A 21,533-nucleotide genomic window follows, 5' to 3' on the forward strand; every position below is an offset into this window, starting at 1 on the left:
CCGGCATCGTTACTTCCGTTCTAGGTCTTTTCGCCGAAGCGAGCCTCGTACCAGCGCTGGATGACCTCTTCGACGTCAGGGCAGCAAGCCTTTGCTTCCGCCACGAGACCGTCCCCGGTCTCCGGACAGACGATTCCGAACTCCGATGCCAGCCAGCCGCGCAAGCGTTCAGCCGAAGCCGGATCACCAGGCGGCATGGTGAGGTCGTCGAAACCGAGCTCGTCGTATCCCACACCGAAGAGCTGCATGAATGTCCGGAAATCCTTGGCGAGGACGACGTTGTTGCCTCCCTCCGACCCCAAGTGAACGACGGGCGCGGTCGTCGCATCGGGGCCGTGAAGCAGCCAGAGCGCGAGAATGGAGCCGTCCGGCCCTGCGCCGAAGTAGGCGAACGTGTTCGCCATGTCCTCGTCGCCATCGAACCACGCCCGGACACCCCCGAAGTCATCCGGTCTGAGCTTCATGCATCCACTGATGGGATAGCCGGACCTATCCAGGTAGTCGCAGAGCAGCCGCAATTCATCCGGAAGTCGCGTGCCTGGCGGCACGTTCCCGGCGATTCGTTCGAACTTCGTCATCTCGGTTCCTTGAGCGTTGCCTGCACCGGGTCGTGAAGCGGCCTGGCAAAAAACATGACTTTGGCACCGGCATCCCACAACAGATGCCAGCAGACGTCCACAAACATCGCGCGCGACCACGGCTGCGACCGTCTCATTCTGCAACCACTAGCCTCGTCCGATCAGCGCGTGAACACCGAATAGGAAGGGGACCTTCCCCCTCTTATAGGCGCGATCAGTGGCGCGATACGTTGGATGAGGCGCCCGCGTGCTGCAACAGCGGTCGCCCAAACGCGACATCTTATGTGGCGTGCGCCTTGCGAACGTCAGTGAGAGACCGCCCTTACGGCCGGTGCACTAATCGGCGGACGTCCCGCGAAATCGTGCAGTCGGAATCACCCGAGATCGTTCGCTCAGTTGCACTTCGACCTCATCGCCAGAAAACCTCAGCCGAAACCGATACGTGTTGATGTTTCCGATCTCGTTGTACTCGAGGAGGAAAGTACTTTCGCTCTCCCACCTTCCGCTGACGGCGACAGGCAAGCCGGAATTGCCGTCCGAGGACACGCGCGGCACGCCGTCCAACCCGACCGGCTTCGGCGGATCGCTGCGATCGCCCAGTTCGAGCTGGACCTGCGCGGCCTCGGCTCCCGAAAACGTGAGGACGAAGGATTTCAGGTCGAGAGGGTTTTCCGCGAGCGTGTAGCGCTTTCCCGAAACCGTGCTCGCCAGCGGTGACATGAATGACACTGGATGCGGCGGCGTTGCCGCATCTCCCACAGCGGTCGCCAGTCGGGCAGCCGCCGATGCATTTTCCGGCAAGGGCTGATCTGACTTGATGGCGCGCAGGATGAACGACCCGATGTCGCCGGGCTCGAACGTTCCGCCCGTGAACACAACGACGACATTCTTCTCCGGGGTGACGCTGATACGTTGGCCGCCCCGCCCCTCCGCCTCGAACAGCGGTGGTTGCCTGCTTGGATAAGCCCATAGACCGTATCCGTACCTGTGACCATTGCGCGCCAGCTGCGGCTGGACGGCAGCACGCATCCACGCCTCCGGGACAAGCTGTCGGTCTTCCCACCGGCCGTTGTTCAACCACAAATAGCCCAGCTTGGCCATGTCGAGGGGCTCGAGTCGAAGATCGCCCCATCCATGCGACACCCCTTGCCCATCGGCCGGCCATGCCGCGTTACCGATGCCGAGTGGATCGAACAGCTCGCGACGCGCGAAGTCGAGTGCACTCAGGCCCGTTGCATTGGTGATCGCAGCGGAGAGGAGGTGCATGCCACCGGAACAGTATTCGAAGTGGCTTCCAGGTTCATCGCGCATCGGCAGATCCAGCATGAACTGCGTCCAATCGGCGCTTTCCCGCATCCGCGAGAGCGTGATTTCTCCGCGGCTGGCGTCGCAATCGAGTCCGGAGGTCATCGTGAGCAGATGCTCGATGGTCACGCGCTCTTTCCGTTCGTCCAGATTCGCGATTCGTCGTCGATCGAAAACCGAGGTCAGCGGCTGGCGCAGGTCCAGTTCGTGCCTGCCGATCGCGATCCCGGCGAGCGTCGAGGTCACGCTCTTCGTGACGGATGCGAGATCGTGGACTTGTCCATCCTGGAAGGGCCAGAAATAGGCATCCAGTACGACATGGCCGTCGCGAACGATGGTCAGGCTGTGGATCGGGGTCTGGTGATCACGGACGTAGTCGAGCGCGTCGGCCAGCAACCCGGAGTCCATCCCCTGTGCTTCCGGGGACGAGGCGCGCCATCCCTGCGTCGGCCAGTAGGTCTCCTGCGCCACTGCACCGCGAGGGCTTGCGCAGGCGATGGCGCCCACACACAGGACGCACGCAGCAACGAATCGCATCGAATACTGCACGAAACCTCCTGGAAGTGATGGTCGAGGGCGATGCGTCGCGTGGTAAATCCGCCTGACTCCCATGTGACCCCGAATGCAGGCATGGAAAATTGCACTCTGACCACTGTTTTCCCTGTTTTTGCCCTTCCGCGCGAATAAGTTAACCTGACCCCGTTACTGGAAGGACGCATTAGTCACTGAGTGCAACTGATGAAATTAGCGTGCCCAGCGGAAGGTCTCTAACTTGCGACTGAATCTTACCGAGCGTCCTAAAGTGCGCTATCAAGTCGCTCGCATGAAAGTTGTCAGGCTTGAAATCGCCACCGAGAGTCAGGGGAGTCTTGTAGCTGAAACACTGACCAGGGCCAAGGCTGTGGCCAGCCGACAATAGGTCGCCCACAAGCTGAGGTGCGAACCATCGATCCGCTAACTCCGGCTCTTGGCGCGAATAGTCAAAATTCTCCCTGCTATCCGCTATTCGGGTTAGCTCTGCTCCACCAGTGTCAAGCCAGTAGATGGCGCCGGATGCATCCTCCAAGAAAGCATCACCTAAAGCTGAAACCATCCGAAGCGACAGAGCTTCAGGGACGAGCCAGCGCCACTCCCTCATCAAATCATCAGATGACTGACCTGACAGATCTACTGCCAGTTCCCGCCAAGTAATTTTCATTTACGACCTGACACTTGAGCTGAGCCTCGCCGCGGAGCGGTGCTGGCGTGAATTAGTCTTCAGACGGATCACTTCGTGCATAAACAGCAGCACTGCGGTCGTCTACCGGCGTACGCGCCACCTTGCCATTAGCGGCGTACTAACCCTAAAAAATTTAACTCTGACCCCTGTTCTCACTTATGAAGCCACGTTGTCGTGCGTACATCCTGACGACAGAGCCAAGCCGTGGCGTGACGCGGCATTGGCTTAAGCCAATTTCTAGTGATCATCATTGCGAGACCAGAAAACGCAGTTACTGTAATGACCGAAAATATCTTGGCTACGCGACGCCTCGCCGACGTATCCATGCTGCTCGCATATCGCCTTGATGCGTTTTCCAAGCATTGAGTGAAACGTTTGAAAAGGCGTATCGGTCTGAAGTGCCGCAAGTTCCGCCACATACGACCGCTGGTTCTGCTGAGCGATTTTAAGGATGATCTCGTGCGAGTCGAATTCGGCGCCCGCATCTCTGATGATCTGCTCAATGACCTCGTTTGAAATTGTCATGTAATCCCTAACGCCTTATGTCTTCCAGTTTCCCTACTGTAGGCGCCGAGAGCCCGGCGTGTGCGCCCGTTAACGCCTCGGTGTAGCAGCACCGTTTCAGCAGGGGCCACACGCCGGATCTCGCGCCCTGCGCCCGGACAGTTGCACGAGGTCTCCCTCGAACTGATAAGCGTGGGCCCGGGCGCGATGCTCTCGACCAGCCAACTCTATCGGAGAATCGAGATGACGGCAGTAGGGGTCGACGTAGGCAAGGCGGCGCTGGATGTCGCCATCGAGGGCGTGGCCAAGGTGACGAGTTTCGCCAACAGCGCAGCGGGCATCCGCAAGCTGGTTCGACGACTGGATGACGTTGCCGACGCGCGCATCGTCGTCGAGGCTACCGACGGCTACGAGGATGCATTGCTCGAGGCGCGCTGCGATGCAGGCCTGTGGGTCGCACGCATCAATCCTCGCCAGGCACGCGACTTCGCGCGTGCGACCGGCGAGCTGGCGAAGACGGATGCAATCGACGCAGGCCTGCTGTGCCTGATGTCGAGACTGTTCGCAGACCGCCTGCGTCGCTACGAAGCACCTGCACCCTGGCAGCGGGAACTGCGGGATTGGCTGCGCCGGCGCGGCCAGGTCGTGACCACGCTGCAGGCGCAGAAGCAGCAGACCGCGCTGACATCGCCGGCGGTGCGCAAGGTCATGATGCGCACGATTTCCGCACTCACGCGCGAGCTCGCCGCCATCGATCGCGCGATGCGCGCCCTGCTCCAGGCTCATGCGACGCCGGCGCTGCAATCGTCGAAGGGCATGGGCCCGATCTTCCAGGCCACGAGCCTCGCGCTGCTCCCCGAGCTCGGCACTCTGACACGCCACCAAATCGCGAAGCTCGTCGGCGTGGCGCCGATGAATCGCGACAGCGGCCAGATGCACGGCAAGCGTCGCATCCGCGGTGGGCGGGGTCCGGTGCGCGTGGCGCTCTACATGGCCACGCTCTCGGCCGTGCGCTGGGACCCGACGCTGCGTGCGCACTACCAGCAACTCAGGGCGCGCGGGAAGCTCGGCAAGGTCGCGCTGGTGGCCTGCATGCGGAAGCTGCTGACGATCGTCAACGCCAGGCGGCGGGACGAATTAAAGGGCGCGGGAGATGCTGCGATCGCCGCCTGAAATCGACCCAGCTCAAGACAGTTGCTGAATTAAGCCGATCCGCGAAGCGGATGGGACTTCCTTCGAAAAAGTGGACACCTGCTGGTTAGGCGCATGCACGTTCGTAATCGGCGGGTGTGCGGTAGTCGAGGGCTGAGTGTAGGCGCTGGTGATTGTAGAAATCCACGTAGCTGCGAATGGCAGCCTGAAGCGCGTCGTCGCTGGTGAAGGTGTGCCGGTGATACAGATCGGACTTCATCGTCTTGTTCCAGGATTCCATGTGCGCGTTGTCGGTCATGCGGCGCGGCCGATTGGCCGATTGCACGAAGCCGGCGCGTTGCAGCTGCAGCTTGAAGTCGGTCGCCATAAACTCGATGCCGCGGTCGCTGTGGAAGAGCGTGCCCGCCTCCGGTCGTCGCGTGCGCAGCGCAAATGCCAAGGCGCGACGCGTGAGTGCACTGGTGCGGTCCCTGCCCAATGCCCAGCCCAGCAGGCGGCGCGAACAGCGGTCCATGATCGTGGCGAGATAGCGCCACTGGCCTTGCACTTTGAGGTAGGTCACGTCCGCAACCCAGACTTGGTCCACGCGCTCGACCCGTTCGGCATGCGCGCGACTTTCCACGCTGGCGAGAAACGCCGCGAGCCCTGGGCGCCTTCGGTACAGACGCGATGAGCAGGCGCGCACGCCGTTTTCCCGCATCAAGCGTTCGACCCGGCGACGGCCGACCTGTTCACCTGCCTGCTGCAAGGCGGCGTGCACACGCGGGCTGCCGTAGGTCTCGCGGCTCTGTGCATGCGTAAGCTCCCCCGTCTGACAGACACCGCATAAGTAGATCTTTCTGGCATCGTTTCCCAGCCAGGAGGTCCCATGCGCACATCGAAGTTCACCGAGACGCAGATCATCGCGACGCTCAAGCAGGCCGACGCAGGCGTGCCGGTCAAAGACATCTGTCGCCAGGTCGGCATCAGCACCGCGACGTACTACCAGTGGAAGAGCAAGTACGGCGGCCTGGAGGCCTCCGAGCTTCGGCGGGTCAAGGAGCTCGAGTCCGAGAACGCCAAGCTCAAACGGATGTATGCCGAGCTGGCGCTCGACAACGCAGCGATGAAGGACCTGATCGCAAAAAAACTCTAGGGCCGGCGCGCAAGCGCGAGGCCGTGCGGTTCCTCGTCGAGGTCCACGCGCGGCCGCTGCGCCGGTCCTGCGCATGCGTCGGTTTGTCGCGAGGGGCGTGGTACGCGCCGCCTCTGGATTGGACGGTGCGCGATGCCGAGCTGATCGCTGAAATCGCGCGCTTCGTTGAGGCGCACCCCAGCCGCGGCTTCTGGAAGTGCAGCAACCATCTTCGCAAGCAGCAGCCGGCCTGGAATCCCAAACGAATCTATCGCGTGTACAAGGCCATGAAACTCAACCTGCGCCGCGCCGCCAAACGGCGCCTGCCCAAGCGCGAGCGGGTGCCGCTCTATGTGCCGAGGCTGCCAGACACGGTCTGGTCTGTCGATTTCATGAGCGACGCGCTCGCCTGCGGCAGACGGTTTCGCACGTTCAACGTCGTGGACGACTTCAACCGAGAAGCCCTGCACATCGAAGTGGACACGTCGATCAACTCGCAACGGCTGGTCCGTGTGTTCGAGCAGATCAAACGCGATCATGGTTTGCCGCAGGTCGTGCGCTCGGACAACGGTCCCGAGTTCTTGGGCGATGCGTTCACCAACTGGCTCAAGGCGAACGGCGTGGCGCTGCAGTACATCCAGCCCGGCAAGCCAAATCAGAATGCCTTCATCGAGCGCTTCAATCGCACATTCCGCGAGGAAGTGCTTGACCTCAATCTCTTCGTCCGTCTCGACGACGTCCGGGAAGCCACCCACTGGTGGATGATCGACTACAACGAAGAACGATCCCACGACTCGCTCGGCGGAATGACCCCGCTCGAGTACCGCAGACACCACGCCGAAAGCTCTACTTTTGAAGTGTCTGCTTGACGGGGGAGCTTACGCATGCACGCCCTTGATGCGCTCGACCAGCGCGGCGTCCTCGACAGCGCGTGTACTGCGCGGACGCTGTTGCCAGGCATAGAAGCCGGACGCGCTGACACCATGCAGGCGGCACATCGTCCTCACCGGGGCGGCTTCCTGGTGGTGCGCGATGAAGGCAAAGATGTCGGCCTTGGACTGGAAGTGAACGCGATGGCTTTTTTTAAAAGGTCATGCTCGACCTGCAGCCGTTCGTACTTGCGCTTCACTTCGCGCAGCGCCTTGAGCTCTGCGGCCACGGTCTTGTCGAGTTCGATTCCCTTGGTCACGATCACCCCCTCGCGGGCCAGTTTTCGCCAACGAGACAGCATGAAGGGATGGATGTAAAGCGACTCGGCGACGTCGCGTACGGACACGCCTGAAAGCTCGCTCAGTCGGACTGCGGTGGCCTTGAAATGATCGCTGTAGCGATACGTTGTTCTGGGTCCTGGTGCTGGCATGAAGACACTCCTGATCGTTAGGTCAGGGTGTCCACTAAACCGAAGGAACTACCGCGTCGGCTTGAATGAATTGTTAGCTGCGTGCCGGGTTGATGGCAAACAGCAGCTGCGAAACCTCACTGTGCAGGAACGCTTTGTCCTTGATGCCAAGAGACTTGCGAATGTCCATGCAGAACCGGGTGAAGGCTAGGATCTCCTGCTCTGTCTCCAAGGTTGCGCCGGCTGCCCAGAAAGTAGCTAGACGCCGGACGACGTGCTCCTCTCCGAAGATGCAGATGCGGGCCTTAGCGTGAGTGAGCCGAGCCAACTGCTCAATCTCTCTTTGCTTGTTACCCATCCGTTGCGCGGCGACGACCAGTGACACCGCCTCAAGAAAATCAATGTAAGCGGAGTTGCGTGCCTCAAGGAGATGGCTCTCATGGTGAGATCGACGACTGAGACGGTGCTGAAGCAGCGCTCCAGCCAGTACGCCAAGTATGGAAAGCAATGCTGTTATTGCAGTCGCCACGTTGTCCCCTAGCAGCTAACAATATATAGCGCTCGAAAAGCGCGATATGCACATCCTGTCCCGTGACCGTCCGGGGGTCAATCGGTTCTGTTCTGCCTTTTCCATCAGGCGCTTGAGCGAGGCATACCTGCTCGACTCCGCGTTGGCATCCTGCGCATATCGAAACTTTCGCGCGATAACGCTTTATTCGCTCGAATTGTTCGATATGCACGACCCAAACGAATCGGGGCGCCCCGAAGGCCGCCCCGATCCGTGTTGCTTCTGTAAGCCCGCGCCTCACGCGTCAGCCGTGCGTCACCTCAACCCACGATGCTCCAACAGCGGCTCCACGCTCGGCTCCTTCCCACGAAACTCGCGATACGCCACCGCCAGATCACGCGAATGCCCGATCGACAGGATCTTGTCGCGGAAGATCTGGCCGTTCTCGCGGGTCAGGCCGCCGTTTTCGCGGAACCACTGGAAGGCGTCGTGGTCGAGGACTTCGGCGCCGAAGTAGGCGTAGTAACCGGCCGCATAACCGCCGCCCCAGATGTGGCTGAAGTAACTCGTGCGGTAGCGCGGCGGCACGGCGGCGAGGTCGACCTTGTACTTTTCGAGCGCCTGCTTCTCGAAGGCGTCGACGTCCTGCTTGGCTTCGCCGGCGGGCAATGTGTGCCAGGCGAGATCGAGCAGGGCGGCCGAGAGGTATTCGGTGGTGGCGTAGCCCTGGTTGAAGGTGCGCGCGGTGACGATCTTGTCGACCAGCGCCTGCGGCATGGCCTCGCCGGTCTGGTGGTGCTTGGCGTAGTTGGCGAAGACCTTGGGGTCGAGTGCCCAGTGCTCGTTGAACTGCGAGGGGAACTCGACGAAGTCACGCGGGGTGTTGGTGCCGGCGACGGACGGGTACGTCGTCTTCGAGAAGAAGCCGTGCAGGGCGTGGCCGAACTCGTGGAACAGGGTGGTCACGTCGTCGAAGCTCAGCAGCGCGGGCTGGCCGGCGGCAGGCTTGGTGAAGTTCTCGACGTTGTAGACGACGGGAATCGTGCCGGTCAGTCCGTTCTGCTCGACGAAGTTGCCCATCCACGCGCCGCCCTGCTTGCTGTCGCGCTTGAAGGGGTCGAGATAGAACAGGGCGAGCTGCTTGCCGTCGGCATCGAAGATGTCGAACACGCGCACGTCGGGGTGGTAGACGGGAATGTCTGTCCGCTCCTTGGCGGTGATGCCGTAGAGCTGGTTGGCGGCGAAGAACACGCCGTCGTTGAGCACGCGGTCGAGCTCGAAGTAGGGCTTGATCTGCGACTCGTCGAGATCGAAATCGGCCTTGCGCACCTGCTCGGCGTAGAAATCCCAGTCGGCGGCGCCGGCGGTGAAGCCGCCGTTCTGTGCATCGACCACGCCCTGGATCTTGGCCAGCTCGGCGCGCGCACGCGCGGTGGCGGCGGGCACGGTGTCGGTGAGCAGCTTGAGCGCCGCTTCCGGCGTCTTCGCCATCTGGTCGGCGATGCTGTAGGCGGCGTAGTTCGGGAAGCCGAGCAGCTGCGCCTGGCGCGCGCGGATATCGGCCAGGCGCTGGATGGTGGCGCGGGTGTCGTTGGCGTCGCCCTTCTCGGTGCGGCCGGTGGATGCGGCGAGCACGCGCTCGCGCAGGCCGCGGTTCTTCAGCGAGGCGAGCACCGGCTGCTGGGTGGTGTTCTGCAGGCTCAGCAGCCACTGGCCGTCCTTGCCGGCGGCCTTGGCGGCATCGGCCGCGGCGGCGATCGCGCCTTCGTCCAGGCCGTCGAGTTCGGCCACATCGGTAACGAACACGCCGCCGGCGTTGTTGGCGGCCAGCAGCTTGTTGCCGAACGCGGTGGACAGCGTGGACGACTCGGAATTGAGCGTGCGCAGTTCGGCCTTGTCGGCATCGCTCAGCAGTGCGCCGGCGCGGACGAAGCCGTCGTGCGTGTGTTCGACGACGGTGGTCTGCTCGGGCGTGAGGCCGAGCGTGGCGCGCTGGTCATAGATCGTCTTGACGCGCGCGAACAGCGCCGGATCCAGATAGATCGCGTCGCTGTGTTCGGCGAGCTTCGGCGCCAGCGCTTCCTCGGCCGCCTGCAGGGTGGCGTTGGTGTGGGCACCGGTGAGCATGAAGAACACGTTGGCGCTGCGCGTCAGCAGTTCGCCGCTGCGCTCCATGGCCTCGATGGTGTTCTCGAAGGTCGGCGCGTCGGGGTTGTCGGCGATGGCGCGGATCTCGGCCAGGTGCTGCTTCATGCCCTCCTCGATGGCGGGCTGGTAGTCGGCGTCTTTCAGCGTGTCGAAGGGCGGCGCCTGGAACGGCAGTGTGCTGGCGGTGAACAGGGCGTTCTGCGCCGGCGCGGCGGTGGTGGATTCGGGGGCGGGCATCGTGGACTCGGCGGGACTGCGGTCACCGCAGGCGCTCAGCGCCAGGGCAATCGCGGAAGAGAGAAGCAGCGTACGCAACATGGGGCAGCACTCCGGAAAGGCAACGCGGGGATGGCGTCGGTCGCCACGTGCGGCCCGCCAGCCCGGAAGCGTGCGCCTGCGTGGGGCGCTCCGGATGTGCCGTTGGTTGGCTGCGCACGAATGCCCGCACTCGGCAAAGTCGCCGGCCCGGGATCACGCGGCGCCGGCGGCCGACGCGCCCTCACCCGGCGCGTGGCCGGGCATGCGGGTGCGGCTCAGACCGTGCCGCGGTTCTTGCCCATCCACGGCGCGTACCAGGCGCGGATCTCGGCCATGTCGGCGTCGAGGTCGTCGCTCGGATGGAACAGCGGGCCGAAGCCGATGACCTTGTCCGGGTAGTGGAAGTACATGCGCAGGATCGGCACGTCGGCCGCCTTGGCGATCTTCCAGAAGCCGCCCTTCCAGCGCTCGACGCGCTTGCGCGTGCCCTCGGGCGCGAGGCCGTACCAGAACGGGTCCGGGCCGTGGATCGCCGCGGCGGCCTGTTCGATGACGCGCGAAGCGCGGCTGCGGTCGACCGGGATCACCCCCAGGCCGCGCAGCGCCCAGCCCAGCACCGGCACGCGGAACAGCGAATCCTTGCCCAGCACGCGGATGTCGAGGCCCAGCGCGGCCTTGGCGGCGAAGCCCCACACCCCGTCCCAGTTCGAGGAGTGCGGTGCGCCGATCAGCACCAGGCGCGGTTCGTCGGGCAGATCGCCGATCAGGCGCCAGCCGCCGAGGCGCAGGATGGTGCGTCCGATCCAGCGCGCGAGGCGGCTGGGTTTGACCCGCGGCGCGCGGGGCGGAACAGGGATCAGGAACGGATACTTCGAAGTGCTCATGCGTCCTCGGCGCAGGGGGCCTGCAAGGGCGGGTCAGTCCCAGTCGCGCACGGCGCGACCGCGTTTGATGGTACTGCGTTCGCGCTTGGCGCCGAGCCGTCGTTCCTTCGATCCGCGCGTGGGCCGGGTGGCGACGCGTGCCTTGGGCACCACGTAGCCGGCGGCGACGAACGTGGCCAGGCGCTCGCGCGCGTCCTCGCGGTTGCGCTCCTGGGTGCGGAAGCGCTGGGCGTTGATGACCAGCACGCCGGCATCGGTGAGCCGACGGTCGCGCCGCGCCAGCAGCCGTGCGCGCACGGGCTCGGGCAACGACGGCGAGCCGGCGATGTCGAAGCGCAGTTCGACCGCGGTGGCCACCTTGTTGACGTTCTGCCCGCCCGGCCCGCTCGCGCGCACGAAGCGCTCGACGAGTTCCTCTTCCGGGATGGCGGGCGGCGTGGTCATCGGCGGCGATTGTAGACGCTGGCCCGGCGGGCGCCGTGTGTGTGGTGCAGCGCCGGCGCCTCCGCGCGCACGGTTTACAGTAGCGCCCCACTCACGGACAAACGGAGTTCTCCGATGGCACGTCGCCTCCACCTCGCCGCCCTGCTCGCACTCGCCTTCTGCGCACCGGTCGCAATGGCCGCGCCGCCGAGCGAAGCCCAGATCGATCGCCTGCTGGAGGTGATGCGGGCCGAGCAGACCGCCAATGCGTTGATTCCGCAGGTCATGGCCTCGCAGCAGCAGATGATCATGCAGCTCACCGAGAATGCCGATCCGCAGCAGCGCGAGGCCGCGTTGCGTGCCGCGGCGTCGTCGCTGCGCGCGGTCGAGTCGGCGCTGTCGTGGGACTCGCTGCAGCCGATCTACCGCGAGATCTACATGGAGACCTTCACCGCCGAGGACACCGAGGCGATGGTGAGCTTCTACAGCAGCCCGGCCGGCCAGAACCTGCTCGACAAGATGCCGCTGCTGATGCAGAACACGATGACCGCGGTGCAGCGGCTGGTGATTCCGATGCTGCAGCAGCTCGAACGCGATCTGCGCACGGAACTCGAGTCCGGCGCTGCGCCAGCGGCCGACTGAGCCCGGCTGAGTCCACGCGCACCGCGACGCTCACCCCGTCGCGGTGCCCGGAAACAGCATCAGCGCGCGGGCGAATTCGTCGCCCGGCGGCGCCTCGATGCACAGGCGCTGCCCGGTATGCGGATGGTCGAACACCAGCCGCTCGCTGTGCAGCAGCATGCGGTGGATGCCGAGCATGCGGAAATGGCGGTTGTGGCGCCCGTCGCCGTGGCTGGTGTCGCCGATCAGGTGATGCGACAGATGCTTGAGATGCCGGCGGATCTGGCGGAAGCGCCCGGTCAGCGGTTCGGCACGCAGCAGCGCATAACGCGAGGTCGGAAAGCCCGATGACGGCAGCGCGAGCTCGGTGGTCGCCAGCCGGGTGAAGCGGGTCTGCGCCGGTTTCTTGACCGGCTTGCCGGGGCCACCGTCGAGCGGGTGGTCGACGAGAATTTCCCCCTCGGGCCAACCGCGGCAGATCGCCAGGTAATGCTTCTCCACGCTGCGCGCCATCCACTGCGTGCCGAGCGCACTGGCGGTCTCGCGATCGAACGCGAGCAGCAGGCAGCCGCTGGTCGCGCGGTCGAGCCGGTGCACCAGGAACAGCGGACGTCCGAACTGCTCGCGCAGACGGTCGGCGAGGAAATCGTGCTCGTCGCGCGCGAGCTTGCTGTCGTGGACCATCAGCCCGGCGGGCTTGTCGACCACGGCGAGCGTGTCGTCCGCGTAGCGCACTTCGATCATCGCGGGTCTCCTGTCCGGGCGCCCGGACCACCGCGCGCGATCTGCTATTTTCGGCGATCGTCTCCGCAAAAGGGAAAACGCCGCATGCTGTGCCGGTTCCGCGTCTGCCTGCTCGCCGTCTGTCTGGCCGCGGGGGCGGCGCTGCCCGCCTCCGCCGCGCCGCAGATCGATGCGCCGGTGCACAGCGCCGAGGGCATCGCCGAGTACCGTTTCGACAACGGCCTGCAGCTGGTGCTGTTCCCCGATCCCAGCAGCCCGGTGACCACGGTCAACGTGACCTACCGCGTGGGTTCGCGCCACGAGGGCTACGGCGAAACCGGCATGGCGCACCTGCTCGAACACCTGGTGTTCAAGGGCACGCCCACGCATCCCGACATCCCCGGCGAGATGAAGGCGCGCGGCGTCCGCTACAACGGCACGACGTGGTTCGACCGCACCAACTACTTCGCCAGTTTCTCCAGTGATCCCGACACCCTGGCCTGGCTGCTGCGGATGGAAGCCGACCGCATGGTCCACTCGCACATCGCGCGTACCGATCTCGACAGCGAGATGACCGTGGTGCGCAACGAGATGGAATCGGGCGAGAACAACCCGACGCGCGTGCTGATGCAGCGGGTGATGGGCGCGGCCTACCAGTGGCACAACTACGGCAACGCGACCATCGGCGCGCGCAGCGACGTGGAGAACGTGCCGATCGAGCGGCTGCAGGCGTTCTATCGCACCTGGTACCAGCCCGACAACGCGGTGCTGGTGATCGCCGGCGATTTCGACCCAGCCGATGCGCTGGCCCAGGTGGGCGCGAGCTTCGGCGCGCTGCCGCGGCCCGAGCGCGCGCTGCCGGTCACCTATACGCGCGAGCCCGCGCAGGACGGCGCGCGGCACGTGGAGGTGCGCCGGATCGGCCGCACGCCGTATCTCGCCGCCGGTTACCACACGCCCGCCGGACGCCATCCCGACAGCGCGGCCCTCTCGGTGCTGGCCCAGGTGCTGGGGCACACGCCCGGCGGGCGGCTGCATCGCACGCTGGTCGAACGCGGCGCGGCCACCGGCGTGTCGGCCACGCCGTACGCGCTCGACGAGGCCGGCTATCTGGCGTTCCTGGTCGAAGCGCCGGAAGACGCCGACATCGACGCGCTGCAGGCGGCCCTGCTGGCCGGTGTCGAGGACGCGGCCGCCACGCCGTTCGCCGAGGCCGAGGTGGCCGAGGCCCGCGACCGCCTGCTCGCCGGGTATTCGCGTGCGATGCGCGATCCGAATTCGGTCGGCGTGGCGCTGTCGGAAGCCATCGCCCAGGGCGACTGGCGCCTGCTGCTGCTGGCCCGCGACCGGCTGGAGACGGTGACCGTCGACGATGTCACGCGCGTTGCGGCGACCTACCTCAAGCCCGACAACCGCACCAGCGGCCGCTTCGTGCCGACCGACCGCACCGACCGCGTGGTCATTCCCGAGCCGCCATCAGCCGAGACGCTGCTCGCCGATTACGTGGGCCGGCCGGCGCTGGCCGCGGGCGAGGCCTTCGATGCGTCGCCGGCCAACATCGACATGCGCACGCGCACGTGGACGCTGGCCAACGGCGCCAAGCTCGCGGTGCTCGGCAAGTCCACGCGCGGCGGCGCGGTGCAGCTGCGCATGACGGTGCGCCTGGGCGACGAGGCCAGCCTGGACGGGCAGGCCGAGGCGGGTTCGATGGCCGGCGCGATGCTGATGCGCGGCGCCGGTGAGTTCGACCGCGCGGGTCTGTCGCGGGAACTCACCCGGCTGCGCTCGACGCTGTCGGTCGGCGGCAACGCGACCGCAGTCAGCGTGGGTGCGAGCACCGACCGCGACCATGTCGACGCGATCCTCGACCTGGTGGCGACGATCCTGCGCACGCCGACCTTCCCCGAACAGGAATTCGCCCAGCTGCGCACCCAGGCGATCACCGGCATCCGCGGCAGCATGACCGAGCCAGGCGCGCTGGCGAACCAGGCGATGGCGCGGCACTTCGATCCGTTCCCGCCCGGCCACGCCTACCACAGCCCGACGTTCGAGCAGCGCATTGCCGCGCTCGAGGCGCTGGATATCGATGCGCTGCGCGCGTTCCATCGCGCGTTCTACGGCATGGGCCCGGGCACGACGATCGCCGTCGTCGGCGACGTCGATGCCGAGGCCGTGCACGCTCAACTCGAACGCCTGTTCGGCGACTGGACACCGGCGACGCCGTTCGCGCGCATTCCGCTGCCGGCCGCGCCGCGCCCGCCCGCACACGTGCGCCTGCCCACGCCCGACCGGCCGAATGCGGTGTTCATGGCCCGCCAGGCGCTGGCCCTGGACCAGGACCATCCGGACTACCCGGCGCTGCTGCTCGGCAATCACGTGCTCGGCGGCGGCGGCATGAAGTCGCGGCTGGCCGACCGCATCCGCCAGCGCGAGGGCCTGAGCTACAGCGTGAGCTCGAACTTCAGCGCCAACGCGTTCGATCCGGTCGGCAGTTTCGGCGGCTACGCGATCGCCGCGCCGGAGAACATGGCGCAGCTGGAGATCGCGTTCCGCGAGGAACTGCAGCGCTTGCGCGAGACCGACATGCCGGACGACGAACTCGCCGACACCCTGGACGGCCTGCTGCGCGCGCGCCGGACCTCGCGCGCCAACGATGCGCAGCTGGTCGGCATGCTCAACGACAACCTCTATCTCGGCCGCGACATGGCGTTCTCGGCCGCGTTCGAGGATCGCCTGCGCGCGCTGACGCCGGCCGATGTCCGCGCGGCGATGGCACGGCATCTGGATCCGGCGCAGCTGTCGGTGTTCATCGGCGGCGATTTCGACGCCGCCGCCGGTGCCGGCACGGACGCGTCCGCGGACTGACGCGGACGCGCGACGATCAGCCCTGCGGCGGCGTGGGCGTCGGCACCTGCTGCGACATCTGCTCCAGCTCGGCGCACATCTGCTGCTGCTGGGCGGGCGTCGCACTGCGGTACTGCGCCTGCACGCGGCCGTGCGCGGTGGTGAACTCCTGCTCGAACGTGGCGGCGTCGCCGCCCAGGTTTACGAATTCCTGCTGCTGGCGTTCGCGCGCGTCGGCGAGCTGGGCCGGGCCGACGCTCGGGTCGCACAGCTCGACTGCGGCATGCATCGCGCCGCCGAGTCCGGCGAGCTGGTTGAGCATCGCCGCCGGCGGCCCGCCATCCATCGGCGCGGTCGCGCCGGGCGTGCCTTCGGGCGAGGTCGCGGCGTCGCCCGACTGCTGCGCGCGCGCTGCTTCTGAGGGCACGGTGCGGGTGTCGTCGATGGCCTCGGTCTGCACGCCGGTCTCGGCCGCGGGCTGCGGGGCGGTTTCGGCGCACGCGGCGAGACCGAGCGTGGCGGCGAGTGTGGTGATGCCCGCGAGTGTGCGGAGGCGGGGATGGGTCACGGGAAGCTCCTTGGGGGGCGGATCGGTCGACCCTAGCAGCCGCGGCGCGAAGCCGCGGTCGCCGGGCTCACGGCGTCTGCGGCGTGGCCCGACGGCTGCGGTAGGCCTGCAGGTGGACCCAGGCCGCCTCGAGATGCGGCGTGCGCACGCCTGCATCGCGCGCGCGCTCGACCAGGTCGCCGACGATCTGCGCCGCTTCGACCTCCTGCCCGGATTCGAGATCGCGCAGCATCGAGGCGGTGACCGTCGAGCCGGCCCTGGTCAGCAGCGCGCGTGCCTGCTGCGCGGCGTCGGCCGGAATCGCCTGCCCGTCGGCCGCGGCGACCGCGAGGCATTCGTCGTGCAATGCGATCAGGAAGGCCGGGCCGCCGTCGGCTTCGACGATACGGCCGATGCTCGCGCGCATCAGGCAGGTGGCCGCGGCCAGCGCGGCGAGGAAGGCGAACTTGTTCCAGGCGGCCTGCAGGAAGGCGTCGCTGCGCACGCCGTCGAAGCCCCCGGCGCGTGCACAGGCCGCCTCCAGCGCACGCGTGCGCGCGCTGCCGTTGCGCGCGGCGTCGCGCTCGCCGAAGGTCATCGACGGTGGCGACGGCAGATGCACGATCTCGCCGTGCTCGCCTTTCACCGCACTGATGAAGCACAGGCCGCCGAGCACGGCGTCGGCGCCGAACCGCGCGTCGAGCACCGGGTAGTGACGCAGGCCGTTGAGGATCGGCATGACCGCCGTGCCTTCGCCGACCGCAGGCGCGACGGCCTCGATCGCGCTGTCGAGGTCGTAGGCCTTGCAGCTCAGCAGCACCAGATCGAACGGGCGTTCGCCCGCGAGCGCCGGCAGCGCATCGGCGGTGACGTGCGCGACCTGCAGATCGGCATCGCCGAGTGCGCTGCGCAGCTGCAGGCCGTCCCGCGCCAGCTGCGCCGCGCGCGCCGGACGCACGAGAAAGGTGATGTCGACACCGGCCTGCGCGAGGCGACCGCCGAAGTAACCGCCGGTGCCACCGGCGCCGAGCACAAGAATTCGCATGCCGTGATGGTAGCCGGCGGTGGTGGTGGGCGTCAGGCCCTGCGCTGCATGCGGGGCGTCAGGCGTAGCCGATCCACACCGCGATCACCAGCGCGATCGACGCGGCCGCCATCAGCTTCAGCATCAGCGGCCAGGCGAAGCGGAACCAGCGGTCGTAGGGCACGCCGGCCATGCCGAGGATCGCCATCAGCACGATATTGGTCGGCAGGATCAGGTTGGCGAAGCCGTCGCCGAACTGGAACGCGAGCACCGCGACCTGGCGCTCGACGCCGGCGACGTCGGCCAGCGGGGTCATGATCGGCATCGTCGCGAACGCCTGGCCGGAGCCGGACGGGATGAAGAAGTTGATCAGCGTCTGCATCAGCAGCATGCCCACGGCCGACAGTTCCGGCCCCAGCCGCGACAGCGGCATCGACGCCGCGTGCACGATGGTGTGCAGCACCTGGCCGTCTTCGAGGATCAACGCGATCGACCGCGCGAAGCCGACCAGCAGCGCGACCACCGCGAGTTCCGCGGCGCCCGCCGCGAAGCGCCGCGCGGTGTCGTCCACGCCGAGGCGGCCGATCAGGCCTGCGGCCAGTGCGACCACCAGCCACAGCGCGCCGAGTTCGGTGAGATACCAGCCGCGCTGCGAAATGCCGTAGACCATCAGCACGACCGCGGCGACCACGACGACGGCGATCGCCGCATGGCGCCGGTCGAACGGCGGATGGTCGGCGGCGGCGGCCGGCGCTGCGCTGTCGACACCGACCATCAGGCTCGCGCCGGGATCGGCGGCGACGCGGCGTGCGTAGCGCCACACGTGATGCGCGGCGATCAGCACGAACGGCAGGAACAGCGCCAGCCGGAAGCCGATGCCCGAGGTCGGCGGCAGTTCGGCGATGTCCTGCGCGACGAGCACCGTGTATGGATTGGTCCAGGCCACGCCGTAGCCGACCACGTAGCCACCGATCATGATGCCCATCGCGGTCATCGCATCCAGCCGCATCGCCAGGCACAGCGCCACCAGCACCGCCGCGAACGGGATGTATTCGGTGGACACGCCGAGCGTGCCGGAGCCGGCCGCGAACGCGGCGGTGCCGAGCAGGATCAGCAGCGCCGGATGCCCGCCCAGCGTGCGCAGCAGCCAGCCCAGCAGCGCATCGATCAGGCCGGTGGCGCGCAGCACCGCGATCGCGCCGCCGACGATCAGCAGAAAGAAGATGATCGCCTGCGCATCGGCCAGCGCGCGCGGCACCGAGGTGAACAGCGCAGCGGGGCTGAGCCACACGCGTTCGGCATGCACGGCATACGTGCCCGGCACGACCATCATCCGGCCCGCCTCGTCGGCCTCGGTGGTGAAGCTGCCCTGCGGCAGCAGCCAGGTCGCGACCAGCGCCGCGATCATGATCAGGAACAGCAGGACGAGCGTATGCGGGATGCGGAAACGTGTGGTCACAGGCGCGGTTGCCGATAGCGAGTGACCGGCCATGCTACCCCACGCGGTTTTTCCGGCGGCGTGTCCCGCCGGGGGCTTCGACCATCGCGGCGGGATCGGTCAGCTGCGCAAGCCGATCCCGCGCTTGAGCAGCCACAGCGCCAGCGCGCCGAGGGCGATGACGAAACCGATCATCAGCGCGAACGACACACCGAGCGACACGTCGCTGACGCCGAGCAGGCCGTAGCGGAACGCGTTGACCATGTAGAAGATCGGGTTGGCGTGGGTCGCGGTTTCGGCCCAGCCCGGCAGCAGCGAGACCGAATAGAACACGCCGCCCAGATACGTCAGCGGCGTCAGGATGAAGATCGGCACGATGGCGACGTCGTCGAACTTCTTCGCGTAGACCGCGTTGACGAAGCCGGCCAGGGCGAAGATCGTCGCGCCCAGCAGCACGGTGGCGAAGGTGACGACCGGATGCGGAATACGCACGGTGGTGAACAGCATCGCGATGCCGAGCACGATGACGCCGACCGCGAGACCGCGCGTCACCGCGCCGGCCACGTAGCCACCGAGGATCACCCAGCTCGGCATCGGACTGACCAGCAGTTCCTCGACGTGGCGGCCGAACTTCGCGCCGAAGAAGCTCGACGAGATGTTGCCGTAGCTGTTCTGGATCACGCTCATCATCACCAGGCCGGGGACGATGAAATCCATGTAGCGGATGCCGTCCATCTCGCCGACGCGCGCGCCGATCAGGCCGCCGAAGATCAGGAAGTACAGCGTCATCGTGATCGCCGGCGGCACCAGGGTCTGGCCCCAGATGCGCAGGATGCGGACGATCTCGCGGCGGGCGATGGTGTACAGCGCGACCCAGTGGCGCTGCGCGGTGCCTTCGACCGCGGCGACGTCGGTGTGCGTCGTGTGGGTGCTCATGCCGCGGTCTCCTGCTGCGAGGCGGCGTTGGGGCCGGTCATGCGCACGAACAGTTCCTCCAGCCGGTTGGACTTGGTGCGCATCGAGCGTACGCGGATGCCGGCGCCGTCGAGCGTGGCGAACACACGGTTGAGATCCATCGCGCGCGGCATGTCGAGTTCCAGCGTGTGGTCGTCGGTGGCGTGCAGCACGGCGCCTTCGATCGGCGGCAACGCCGGCGGCAGCGTGCCGTCGATGTCGAAGATGAAGCCCTCGACGTCGAGCTTGGACAGCAGGGTGCGCATCGGGCCCTGCTCGACGATGACGCCGCGATCGATGATCGCGAGGTTGCGGCACAGGCTCTCGGCTTCTTCCAGGTAATGCGTGGTCAGGATGATCGTCGTGCCGGCGGCGTTGATCTCCTTGAGCGTCTGCCACATGCCCCGGCGGATCTCGATGTCGACGCCGGCCGTGGGCTCGTCGAGGATCAGCAGGCGCGGGCGCGTCATCATCGCGCGGGCGATCATCAGCCGGCGCTTCATGCCGCCCGACAGCGTGCGCGACATCGTCTTCGCCTTGTCCCACAGCTGCGCGCGCTTGAGTTCCTCTTCCGCACGCACCATCGCCTCGGCACGCGGGATGCCGTAGAAGCCCGCGTAGTTGACGAGGATGTCGAAGGGCTTTTCGAAGAAGTTGAAGTTGATCTCCTGCGGCACCAGGCCGATCAGGCGCATCGCTTCGTCGCGGCGGGTGTGCAGGTCGGTGCCGAACAGCCGCACCTCGCCCGAGGTCTTGTTGACCAGCGAGGAGATGATGCCGATGAGAGTGGATTTACCGGCGCCGTTGGGGCCGAGCAGGGCGAAGAAATCACCGGGCGCGACATCGAGCGAGATGCCCTTGAGCGCCTCGACGCCGCCGGCGTAGGTCTTGCGCAGATCGCGCACCGACAAAGCCGGCGCATTGGCCGGCGACACGTGGGGTTGCGTCATGGTCCGTGGAATCCGGGAGCCTGGTCCGCGAGGAGCCGCGGCCGAAGGCGCTAGTATAGGCGCCCGGCCGCAGCCGGCCTCGCGATGCAGTGTTGCGTTGCCCGGGCTCCGCGGCCGGCTCCCGTTCCGATCCGGTTGAATTCGTGGCCATCCAGCAGTTCCCGCTCAAGCTCACGGGCCGGCGCATGATCGCGCCGACCGTCGCCCACCTGTCTTTCGTCCGCGACGACGGGCAGCCGCTCGATTTCATCCCGGGCCAGTTCATCCAGATCCATTTCGAGTACGCGGACGGCACCGCGACCAAGCGCTCGTACTCGCTGGCGACGATCCACGACCATGCGATCGGCCCGGGCGAAGCGGTCGACATCGCGGTCAGCTACGTGCCCGGCGGCGCCGCGACCGCGCTGTTCGAAGGCCTGGCGCTCGGCGACGGCGTGCGCGCCAGCGGGCCGTTCGGCCGCTTCTGCCTGATGCCGCAGGACACCAACCGTCGCTATCTGCTGATCGGCACCGGCACCGGTGTAACCCCGTATCGGGCGATGCTGCCGCTGCTGGAGCGGGCGATCGCCGAGCGCGGCATCGAGGTCGTGCTGCTGATGGGCGCGCGCGCGCCCGACGAGCTGGTCTACGGCGACGATTTCCGCGCCTTCGCCGACACCCATCCGAATTTCCGCTTCGTGCCATGCTTCTCGCGCGAGTTGCCGGCGAATCCACACGCCGACGTGCGCCACGGCTACGTGCAGCAGTTCCTCGCGGAATTCGCGCCGTCCGCCGATGGCGACATCGCGTATCTGTGCGGCAATCCGAACATGGTCGACGCGGCGTTCGACGCCTTGAAGGACGCGGGCCTGCCGGTGCCGCTGATCCGCCGCGAGAAGTACGTCAGCAGCAAATAGATCGGAGCGGACGCCGCGGCGTCCGCGCGCGGGGCACGGCGGCGCGTTCGGCGCCTGCTGTGCAGCGCCGCCGCACATCCTTGTCGAATGCCCGCTTGGCGACG

The 21,533-nt window shown here is 66.6% G+C and carries 21 protein-coding genes; 5 read left to right on the forward strand and 16 right to left on the reverse strand.

Translation table 11 applies throughout. From position 1 onward, the window contains the following. Positions 1 to 20 precede the first annotated feature (20 nt). The 4 genes from ACF3M1_RS17060 to ACF3M1_RS17075 form a co-directional block, all read right to left on the reverse strand. Positions 21 to 578 carry a hypothetical protein gene (locus tag ACF3M1_RS17060; protein ID WP_394002691.1) on the reverse strand — a complete coding sequence of 186 codons (558 nt, stop codon included), beginning with the start codon at positions 576 to 578 and terminating at the stop codon, positions 21 to 23. A gap of 336 nt (positions 579 to 914) precedes the next feature. Beyond that, positions 915 to 2,432: a serine hydrolase domain-containing protein gene (locus ACF3M1_RS17065; protein WP_394002693.1), complete on the reverse strand. Its 1,518-nt coding sequence runs from the start codon at positions 2,430 to 2,432 to the stop codon at positions 915 to 917. Positions 2,433 to 2,601: 169 nt separating this feature from the next. Further along, positions 2,602 to 3,081, reverse strand: a complete 480-nt coding sequence (locus ACF3M1_RS17070) for a T6SS immunity protein Tdi1 domain-containing protein (protein ID WP_394002695.1) — start codon at positions 3,079 to 3,081, stop codon at positions 2,602 to 2,604. A 258-nt stretch (positions 3,082 to 3,339) separates the two neighbouring features. After that, positions 3,340 to 3,627, reverse strand: a complete 288-nt coding sequence (locus ACF3M1_RS17075; RefSeq protein WP_394002696.1) for a hypothetical protein — start codon at positions 3,625 to 3,627, stop codon at positions 3,340 to 3,342. Between the two features lie 60 nt (positions 3,628 to 3,687). Between ACF3M1_RS17075 and ACF3M1_RS17080 the strand changes: the two genes are divergently transcribed. Continuing rightward, on the forward strand, positions 3,688 to 4,779 hold the full coding sequence (locus tag ACF3M1_RS17080) for an IS110 family transposase (protein ID WP_394002698.1): 1,092 nt from the start codon (positions 3,688 to 3,690) through the stop codon (positions 4,777 to 4,779). Between the two features lie 85 nt (positions 4,780 to 4,864). On the opposite strand, the gene ACF3M1_RS17085 is transcribed toward ACF3M1_RS17080, so the two are convergent. After that, positions 4,865 to 5,518, reverse strand: a complete 654-nt coding sequence (locus ACF3M1_RS17085; RefSeq protein ID WP_394002700.1) for an IS3 family transposase — start codon at positions 5,516 to 5,518, stop codon at positions 4,865 to 4,867. A 108-nt stretch (positions 5,519 to 5,626) separates the two neighbouring features. Between ACF3M1_RS17085 and ACF3M1_RS17090 the strand changes: the two genes are divergently transcribed. After that, a protein-coding gene (locus ACF3M1_RS17090) for an IS3 family transposase (protein ID WP_393999965.1) occupies positions 5,627 to 6,741 on the forward strand; the annotation gives its coding sequence in 2 pieces (ribosomal slippage) (positions 5,627 to 5,879 and positions 5,879 to 6,741; 1,116 coding nt in all). Positions 6,742 to 6,875: 134 nt separating this feature from the next. Here ACF3M1_RS17090 and ACF3M1_RS17095 read toward each other — a convergent pair. The 5 genes from ACF3M1_RS17095 to arfB form a co-directional block, all read right to left on the reverse strand. Next, positions 6,876 to 7,232, reverse strand: coding sequence for a transposase (locus ACF3M1_RS17095; protein ID WP_394001076.1), 357 nt, complete (start codon positions 7,230 to 7,232; stop codon positions 6,876 to 6,878). A gap of 73 nt (positions 7,233 to 7,305) precedes the next feature. Then, entirely contained in the window at positions 7,306 to 7,740 is a 435-nt protein-coding gene (locus ACF3M1_RS17100; RefSeq protein ID WP_394002701.1) for a hypothetical protein, read from the reverse strand. Between the two features lie 294 nt (positions 7,741 to 8,034). Continuing rightward, positions 8,035 to 10,185, reverse strand: coding sequence for a peptidyl-dipeptidase Dcp (gene dcp / locus ACF3M1_RS17105; protein ID WP_394002703.1), 2,151 nt, complete (start codon positions 10,183 to 10,185; stop codon positions 8,035 to 8,037). 215 nt (positions 10,186 to 10,400) lie between these two features. Beyond that, positions 10,401 to 11,009: a lysophospholipid acyltransferase family protein gene (locus ACF3M1_RS17110; RefSeq protein ID WP_394002705.1), complete on the reverse strand. Its 609-nt coding sequence runs from the start codon at positions 11,007 to 11,009 to the stop codon at positions 10,401 to 10,403. Positions 11,010 to 11,042: 33 nt separating this feature from the next. Further along, positions 11,043 to 11,453: an alternative ribosome rescue aminoacyl-tRNA hydrolase ArfB gene (gene arfB / locus ACF3M1_RS17115; protein WP_394002707.1), complete on the reverse strand. Its 411-nt coding sequence runs from the start codon at positions 11,451 to 11,453 to the stop codon at positions 11,043 to 11,045. 114 nt (positions 11,454 to 11,567) lie between these two features. Between arfB and ACF3M1_RS17120 the strand changes: the two genes are divergently transcribed. Next, the gene (locus ACF3M1_RS17120; RefSeq protein WP_394002709.1) at positions 11,568 to 12,074 is read left to right on the forward strand and encodes a DUF2059 domain-containing protein; all 507 of its coding nucleotides are present in this window, start codon (positions 11,568 to 11,570) and stop codon (positions 12,072 to 12,074) included. 30 nt (positions 12,075 to 12,104) lie between these two features. Here the strand turns inward: ACF3M1_RS17120 and ACF3M1_RS17125 are convergent, their stop codons facing one another. After that, positions 12,105 to 12,797, reverse strand: coding sequence for a pseudouridine synthase (locus ACF3M1_RS17125; RefSeq protein ID WP_394002711.1), 693 nt, complete (start codon positions 12,795 to 12,797; stop codon positions 12,105 to 12,107). Positions 12,798 to 12,881: 84 nt separating this feature from the next. Between ACF3M1_RS17125 and ACF3M1_RS17130 the strand changes: the two genes are divergently transcribed. After that, entirely contained in the window at positions 12,882 to 15,641 is a 2,760-nt protein-coding gene (locus ACF3M1_RS17130; protein WP_394002713.1) for a M16 family metallopeptidase, read from the forward strand. A gap of 16 nt (positions 15,642 to 15,657) precedes the next feature. Here ACF3M1_RS17130 and ACF3M1_RS17135 read toward each other — a convergent pair whose 3' ends face one another. The 5 genes from ACF3M1_RS17135 to ACF3M1_RS17155 all read right to left on the reverse strand — a co-directional run bounded on the left by ACF3M1_RS17135 (position 15,658) and on the right by ACF3M1_RS17155 (position 20,533). After that, positions 15,658 to 16,188, reverse strand: coding sequence for a hypothetical protein (locus tag ACF3M1_RS17135; protein ID WP_394002715.1), 531 nt, complete (start codon positions 16,186 to 16,188; stop codon positions 15,658 to 15,660). 67 nt (positions 16,189 to 16,255) lie between these two features. Then, a complete protein-coding gene (gene panE / locus ACF3M1_RS17140) occupies positions 16,256 to 17,212 on the reverse strand; it encodes a 2-dehydropantoate 2-reductase (protein ID WP_394002717.1) in 957 nt (318 codons plus the stop codon). Positions 17,213 to 17,270: 58 nt separating this feature from the next. Further along, positions 17,271 to 18,650 (reverse strand): YfcC family protein, encoded by a 1,380-nt coding sequence (locus ACF3M1_RS17145; protein WP_394002719.1) that lies wholly within the window; start codon positions 18,648 to 18,650, stop codon positions 17,271 to 17,273. Between the two features lie 99 nt (positions 18,651 to 18,749). Beyond that, entirely contained in the window at positions 18,750 to 19,565 is an 816-nt protein-coding gene (locus tag ACF3M1_RS17150) for an ABC transporter permease (protein ID WP_394002721.1), read from the reverse strand. Next, entirely contained in the window at positions 19,562 to 20,533 is a 972-nt protein-coding gene (locus ACF3M1_RS17155; protein ID WP_394002723.1) for an ABC transporter ATP-binding protein, read from the reverse strand. The genes ACF3M1_RS17150 and ACF3M1_RS17155 overlap by 4 nt, the downstream gene beginning before the upstream one ends. Positions 20,534 to 20,718: 185 nt before the next feature. On the opposite strand from ACF3M1_RS17155, the gene ACF3M1_RS17160 reads away from it, so the two are divergent. Then, positions 20,719 to 21,429, forward strand: coding sequence for an FAD-binding oxidoreductase (locus ACF3M1_RS17160; protein ID WP_394005313.1), 711 nt, complete (start codon positions 20,719 to 20,721; stop codon positions 21,427 to 21,429). Positions 21,430 to 21,533: the final 104 nt, after the last annotated feature.

The organism is Luteimonas sp. WGS1318 (assembly GCF_043187535.1).
Classification (GTDB): domain Bacteria; phylum Pseudomonadota; class Gammaproteobacteria; order Xanthomonadales; family Xanthomonadaceae; genus Luteimonas.